Consider the following 5,364-nt stretch of genomic DNA (forward strand, 5'->3'; position numbering starts at 1 on the left):
CCACACTACCATCCGGCTTCGCGGAAGGAAAACACACATGCAAACAACTTGAAAACCACTCTTGCTAAAAAGGGGAAGTCCTTATAGACGAGTTAGAGCACTCGCTCGCCTTAGAAAATAGGCCAATCATCTTTTTAATTCGAGTATCCAATTCCCTACTGAGCGAAGTAAATGAACCATAAAGCCGGAAGAATAAGTATCAGAAATATTATTTTCGATAAGATCCTGGCTGAGTCAGATCGTAATTCTTCATGCTGATGCATTAGCATCATTGACCACACCGCACTTCCGCCTGCCACAAGAACACTTGCTGAGTAACTGAGCGCCAGAACGAGAAGGCCTAGAAAGACCTCAGATAAGCCGCCACCAAACTTGAGCGCACTTGTGAACATTAACCCTACAAGGACGACGCCCACACAGAAGGGAACCATTCCCAAAAGCATTAACTTTTTCGCAGATTGTAGTTTTTTAGCAGGGTCCATAGTTCTGTAATCGATAGCCTCTAACGCCGAACTAACCAGCCCGCGCCATGTGCCGCGAAGCGGCAAGCCCTTTGGCGCGGGTCTGGGTTCAGTGACGAGTTAAATTTTGCGCTTGTCATACCGACTCCCCGAATTTCAGCAGATTGCCATGCGGGTCAATGACATAGAGCTCTTTCATTCCCCAGGGACGAACCATAGGCGGCTTAACGTCAACACCGTTCTCAGTAAATTCCTCAAAGAGCTGCTGGGTGTCCGAAACACGGATATAACACGACGTTTGCTCGGCGATACTTCGATCCGAGCAAGACCAAAAATGAATCTCAGCGCCATCCCGCGCAACAATCGCATAATCGTCATACTGACTGAGCTTCGTAAAACCCAGACGGTCCGCATAAAAAGCGACGGACTCTGACAAATTCAGAGACGCCAACACCGGGATAGTGCTTCCAATCTGTGCTCTCATAAAATTTAACGCCGAGCTAACGGGACCGCAACGCCGCCGCGAAGCGGTAGCTTTTGTTGCGGATCCCGGTTCAGCGACAAGTTAGGCTGGTCGTTTTCCTTGAGTTGCTGGATGTTCGTGCTTTTCATATTTTTTTACAACTGAGAGGATGAGTGGAAAGAAGAATACCGCCAAGGGAAAGAATAGAAACGGGAGGAATGCGGTTACTTGCTCGATATATGCAGCGTGAGATAAGAAGCCTTTGTCGGAACCCGGGATGACCAACAGCGTAAAGGTTGTTCCATTCTTGCCAATTTCTCCTGCGACCCTCGCTTTCACAACTTTTCCATCGATCTGGTATTCAGCAATGGTGAAATAGCACAAACTCTTCCCGCGGCATCTTTCTGTGCGCTGCACGGTTGCCTCAACCTGCTGAAGGTTGCGGGATTGTTCAAGCGCATCCGTTCGCGTCTTTTCGTAGATGGCGAACACAATTGCACCGTAAATGATGCAAACAACTACTGAGATCCACGTAAGTGCCTTCATTCAATGTGGCCTAACACCTGAATTAAGCCGAACCGCGAAGCGGTTTCGGCTTGAATGAATTGTTAGGCGCTATACCGTGATAGTACGCGCCGCCCAGCCTTTTACGAACTCACTCAATGAGGGAGCCAAAAGCTGAAAGCGCTGCTCCATTGGGTAGTAGGCCCAAAAACCATTGTGGCCTGACCTATACCCGAACCCGATGCCATCAACGCCGGGCCGACCGACTTGAAGGAAGCCAATCTGATCATGCTCCTCAAGGCGGGATCGCGGCTCAATAAGCCAAAGCTGCGCATCCTCGTCCCAGAGTCCTGCCTCCGCCCAAGCGGAAGACAAGTAATCAGCACATTGGTATTTGTCTGAGTCACTGTGGAAATCGGCCATAGCGCCTAACGCCGAGCTAACCGGGCACCAACACGTTGCCGCGAAGCGGCAATTCCTTGTTGGGGCTCCGGGTTAAGCGACAAGTTATATCTTGACCTGACAGCAGCGCCCCACGCGCCAAGCTGCCCGCCAAGTCCGCATTCCGTTGCGCTGTCACCGGCCCAGGAGGGTAGCAACGCGCTTGAACCGTATTTCACTCGCCCTCCCTTTCGCCGATAACTCTGTACCCTCGCCAAGACCGCAGGACTGCCGGCCAAGCCCGCCTGCCGCCGCACTGCGGCCGGCCAAAGAGGCCTGCGACGGACTCGTTATTCCAAGCTCCAAAGCCGACCACGCCGTTTTCTGCCAAGGCCGCAGGGCAGCAAACTTTCGCAGGCCGGAGCACGCCAAGACCGCAGGCAGGCAACCTTACGGCAGGGCTAGCTCGCCAAGCCATTTTCCCGCCGCGCCACGACCAAACTGCCGCAACGGGCTTGTACTGCAACTTTTCTATCGGCCTCAATCCGAACGCGCCAACGATGAACCGATGACCGCCATTTGCCAATCACTCGATATAACGCCGAGCTAACCGGCCCGCAACAGTGCCGCGAAGCGGCAGCCTTTATTGCGGGTCTGGGTTGAGCGACGAGTTAAATGTTTTCAATTGACTCCACACCGACCACCACTCCATTTTCATTTTTTATTAATCTTTTCCATTCCGTTACTTTGGAATATTTTTTCGCCGTCTCTAAAACGTTGTTTATCACCTCGTCTGAGGTCGGCCATTCTGTGCATGGGATTGTGTTTTCGTCCGCATATCTTTGCGCAGAAAAGAGAACGTCACTCGTAACTTCGATCGTTGGAAAAGTATGGCATCCTGCAATATCTAATTCAGCTTTGGCATAAGCAAGGCTATTTAAAACCGCTAAGGCATCGTCTCGATACTCGCCGCCATCAGTAGAATTGGCTGCGAGAAGCATCCCAAAAGCCACCGTGGCTTTTGTAGCTTCCTCTCCGGTGATATCGCGTAATAAAGCCACAACTTCTTTTAGGTCGTTACATTTTGCAGCGTAGCCAAAAAACGATCTTCCCTCTATCTGGCTCATGTTATACGTACTCCCTCATTACATTTAACGCCGAGCTAACCGGCCAGCAACAGCGCCGCGAAGCGGCAGCTTGTTGTTGCGGCGTCCGGGTTCAGCGACAAGTTAAATTGCATCTTGCTACCCACGTCTTACTCTTTGGGCAAAGGATTGCCAGGGGACCAGCGTTCAACTATTGAGTTTGCAGTCGTGAGGTCTGCACTGGAAAGTTGTGCCTTTAGCCTATAAGAATTACTCCGGTCGTAGCCTAACTTTGCTGAAAGCGCATAACAAACATAGGCAACTAGAAGATTCTTTTTTGTTCCGTAGCCAAGTTCGTTCATCGCCCCTAAATTGTTTAAAGCTTGCGGATCACCTTGTACTGCAGCCTTTCGGTGCCAATACTCAGCACTTCTTAAATCAATAGGGACACCCCATCCCTCTCGATAGGCCCTTCCTAGATTATCCTGCGCTTTCGCATACCCGTTCTGGGCAGCCTTTTGTAGCCAACTTATACCAGCCTGTATGTCCTTAGCAACGCCCAACCCATCAAAATAAAGAATTGCCAAGCCATTTTGCGCTTCGGCGAAACCTTGATTGGCGGCTTTCCGGTACCACGATGCGGCTTGCTGGTAGTCTTGGTGAACCAAGTCGCCCTTGAAATATGCATTACCCAAATTGTATTGAGCCGATGGCAAACCCTGCGCTGCGGCCTTCTTGTATAGATCTAATGCCTTTTCAGGATTGCGCTGGACACCGCTACCATGAAGGTACAGCCCTCCAAGAATCACTTGAGCTTGAGGGTTACCCTTATTCGCCAAAGGCTCTAACTCACGCACAGCGGACTCATAATCTTTAACCCTATACGCTGCAATGGCCTCATCTAAACCTGCATATGCAGCGCTTTGAACTGTCAAACATATCGCCATAATGGCAATTTTTAGAATCATAGTTTGTCTCTACATTGAAATTTAACGCCGAGCTAACGGGGGCATACCAAGCGCCGCGAAGCGGCAAGCTCGCTGGTATGGCTCCCGGTTGAGCGACAAGTTATACATTTACGTCTAATAGCACTTCTGCATTAAGGCTCTGGGCGCAACGTGAATAACCGGCACACAGAAGCAATAGCTAACCAGAATATGATGTGGGCGATAAACTTTACGCCGGAAGCGCCAAAATATAACGAGCCGAAAATGGTCCCTATGGCACAAGCTTGGATTATTGGCACAACAATTCGATGGCGGTCACGTGCAATTACTCCGCCAACGCACGCCAACACAATCGCCATAATTATTGTTGGGACGCCAAATAAAAATAAGTTGTTAAGTAGCGTAACTCCCATCCAATCTCCGACTAGTTGCCCCACATTGCAAGGCGAAGACCTAGTTCCGTGAATGCTGGCGGTGCAATACAGTTCGCTACGCCCGATCGAAGAGAATGCATCAACGAACGCTGGGTATAGCATCTGTAGAATCACTGAAAAAATCGTTAGATTAAAAATATAACTAAACAAGTCTAATTTTTTCTCAGATGATGGCGCCGTATCCATAGACGAAGGTTGGAGTACTGGCGGAATCAAAGGGCCATCCGACATTACCTTTGGTTTAATAGGATACCGGTCTTCCGAAACACCTCGAGCAGCTAGCAACTCGCATATGACCTTAAATGCCAACGTAGTCATTGGTTCATTATTCGCGATTGCGATTAGCTCGTCTGTGCTTTTCTCGCCGTACCTCTTTCTCAATAATTCAGCTTCAGATGGATCCATGCTTTTCACTCAAAGGATATGTATAACGCTGAACTAACCGGCCCGCAGCATCTGCCGCGAAGCGGCAGCTCTTTGCTGCGAGTCCGTGTTAAGTGACGAGTTAGGTGCCATACCACATTCAACGCCAACTTCTTTTAAAAATGCCTTTGCATTTGGCGTCTTATGGCGCAACACAACTACAAACTGCCTATCGTTGTCTGGAACGTTACGGTAGACAGCTCCTTGTGACTTGTATTGAAGCTGCAGCGTCACTGCCTGGTTATTACGAGCGTTAACCCAATATTTAATCTGCCTATGGATAAATTTCGACTCGTTTCCAGATAAGTCTCCAAATGATGTCCATCCATATTCCGAACCTTTGCAAGAAGTCCATTTAGCGAATATTGCGTTGTAGTGTGCCAAGGCAGTTTCGGAAGGATAAGGAGTATTCATCCAAAAATAGTCTTGTTCAGCGATAGGAGACATCTTTACGTGATTCGGATCTATTGCTCCTCCTGGAACGGGAAACATAGGCGAGAAAGCCCAAATCGGCATGGGCACCGATAAAACTGCAACAAGGCTCATTAAAATTGATCGCATCGCGTACACCTAACGTATGAAGCTGATCGGCGACGCGCTTGCGCGGCGACCGTATCGAGCGAAACGTTCTTCGGCGGGCAGCAATTTGTTTCGCGTGCGGTGTCT

General features: G+C 49.5%; 7 protein-coding genes. All 7 read right to left on the reverse strand.

Translation table 11 applies throughout. The annotated features are described in order from the left end of the window. Nucleotides 1-597: 597 nt before the first annotated feature. Nucleotides 598-945, reverse strand: coding sequence for a bleomycin resistance protein (locus tag EDC30_RS19195; RefSeq protein ID WP_132260535.1), 348 nt, complete (start codon nucleotides 943-945; stop codon nucleotides 598-600). 81 nt (nucleotides 946-1,026) lie between these two features. Continuing rightward, complete coding sequence (locus tag EDC30_RS19200) at nucleotides 1,027-1,470, reverse strand: hypothetical protein (protein ID WP_132260537.1); 444 nt, start codon at nucleotides 1,468-1,470, stop codon at nucleotides 1,027-1,029. Between the two features lie 1,010 nt (nucleotides 1,471-2,480). Continuing rightward, nucleotides 2,481-2,936 carry a hypothetical protein gene (locus tag EDC30_RS19205; protein ID WP_132260539.1) on the reverse strand — a complete coding sequence of 152 codons (456 nt, stop codon included), beginning with the start codon at nucleotides 2,934-2,936 and terminating at the stop codon, nucleotides 2,481-2,483. Between the two features lie 128 nt (nucleotides 2,937-3,064). Continuing rightward, complete coding sequence (locus EDC30_RS19210; RefSeq protein ID WP_132260540.1) at nucleotides 3,065-3,862, reverse strand: tetratricopeptide repeat protein; 798 nt, start codon at nucleotides 3,860-3,862, stop codon at nucleotides 3,065-3,067. Nucleotides 3,863-3,993: 131 nt separating this feature from the next. Next, nucleotides 3,994-4,680 carry a hypothetical protein gene (locus EDC30_RS19215; protein ID WP_132260542.1) on the reverse strand — a complete coding sequence of 229 codons (687 nt, stop codon included), beginning with the start codon at nucleotides 4,678-4,680 and terminating at the stop codon, nucleotides 3,994-3,996. Between the two features lie 33 nt (nucleotides 4,681-4,713). Next, nucleotides 4,714-5,145 carry a hypothetical protein gene (locus tag EDC30_RS19220; protein ID WP_207907336.1) on the reverse strand — a complete coding sequence of 144 codons (432 nt, stop codon included), beginning with the start codon at nucleotides 5,143-5,145 and terminating at the stop codon, nucleotides 4,714-4,716. Continuing rightward, nucleotides 5,129-5,364: hypothetical protein (locus EDC30_RS19650; RefSeq protein ID WP_207907337.1), on the reverse strand; the 236-nt coding region annotated here is incomplete at its 5' end. The genes EDC30_RS19220 and EDC30_RS19650, both read right to left, overlap by 17 nt.

It is taken from the genome of Paucimonas lemoignei, assembly GCF_004342585.1.
Lineage (GTDB): Bacteria > Pseudomonadota > Gammaproteobacteria > Burkholderiales > Burkholderiaceae_D > Paucimonas > Paucimonas lemoignei.

What these genes read in the sequence shown, in the direction of transcription:
- EDC30_RS19215 (WP_132260542.1), bottom strand. Translation starts at nt 4,680, where the DNA reads ATGGATCCATCTGAAGCTGAATTATTGAGAAAGAGGTACGGCGAGAAA.
- EDC30_RS19195 (WP_132260535.1), bottom strand. Translation starts at nt 945, where the DNA reads ATGAGAGCACAGATTGGAAGCACTATCCCGGTGTTGGCGTCTCTGAAT.
- EDC30_RS19220 (WP_207907336.1), bottom strand. Translation starts at nt 5,145, where the DNA reads ATGTCTCCTATCGCTGAACAAGACTATTTTTGGATGAATACTCCTTAT.
- EDC30_RS19210 (WP_132260540.1), bottom strand. Translation starts at nt 3,862, where the DNA reads ATGATTCTAAAAATTGCCATTATGGCGATATGTTTGACAGTTCAAAGC.
- EDC30_RS19205 (WP_132260539.1), bottom strand. Translation starts at nt 2,936, where the DNA reads ATGAGCCAGATAGAGGGAAGATCGTTTTTTGGCTACGCTGCAAAATGT.
- EDC30_RS19200 (WP_132260537.1), bottom strand. Translation starts at nt 1,470, where the DNA reads ATGAAGGCACTTACGTGGATCTCAGTAGTTGTTTGCATCATTTACGGT.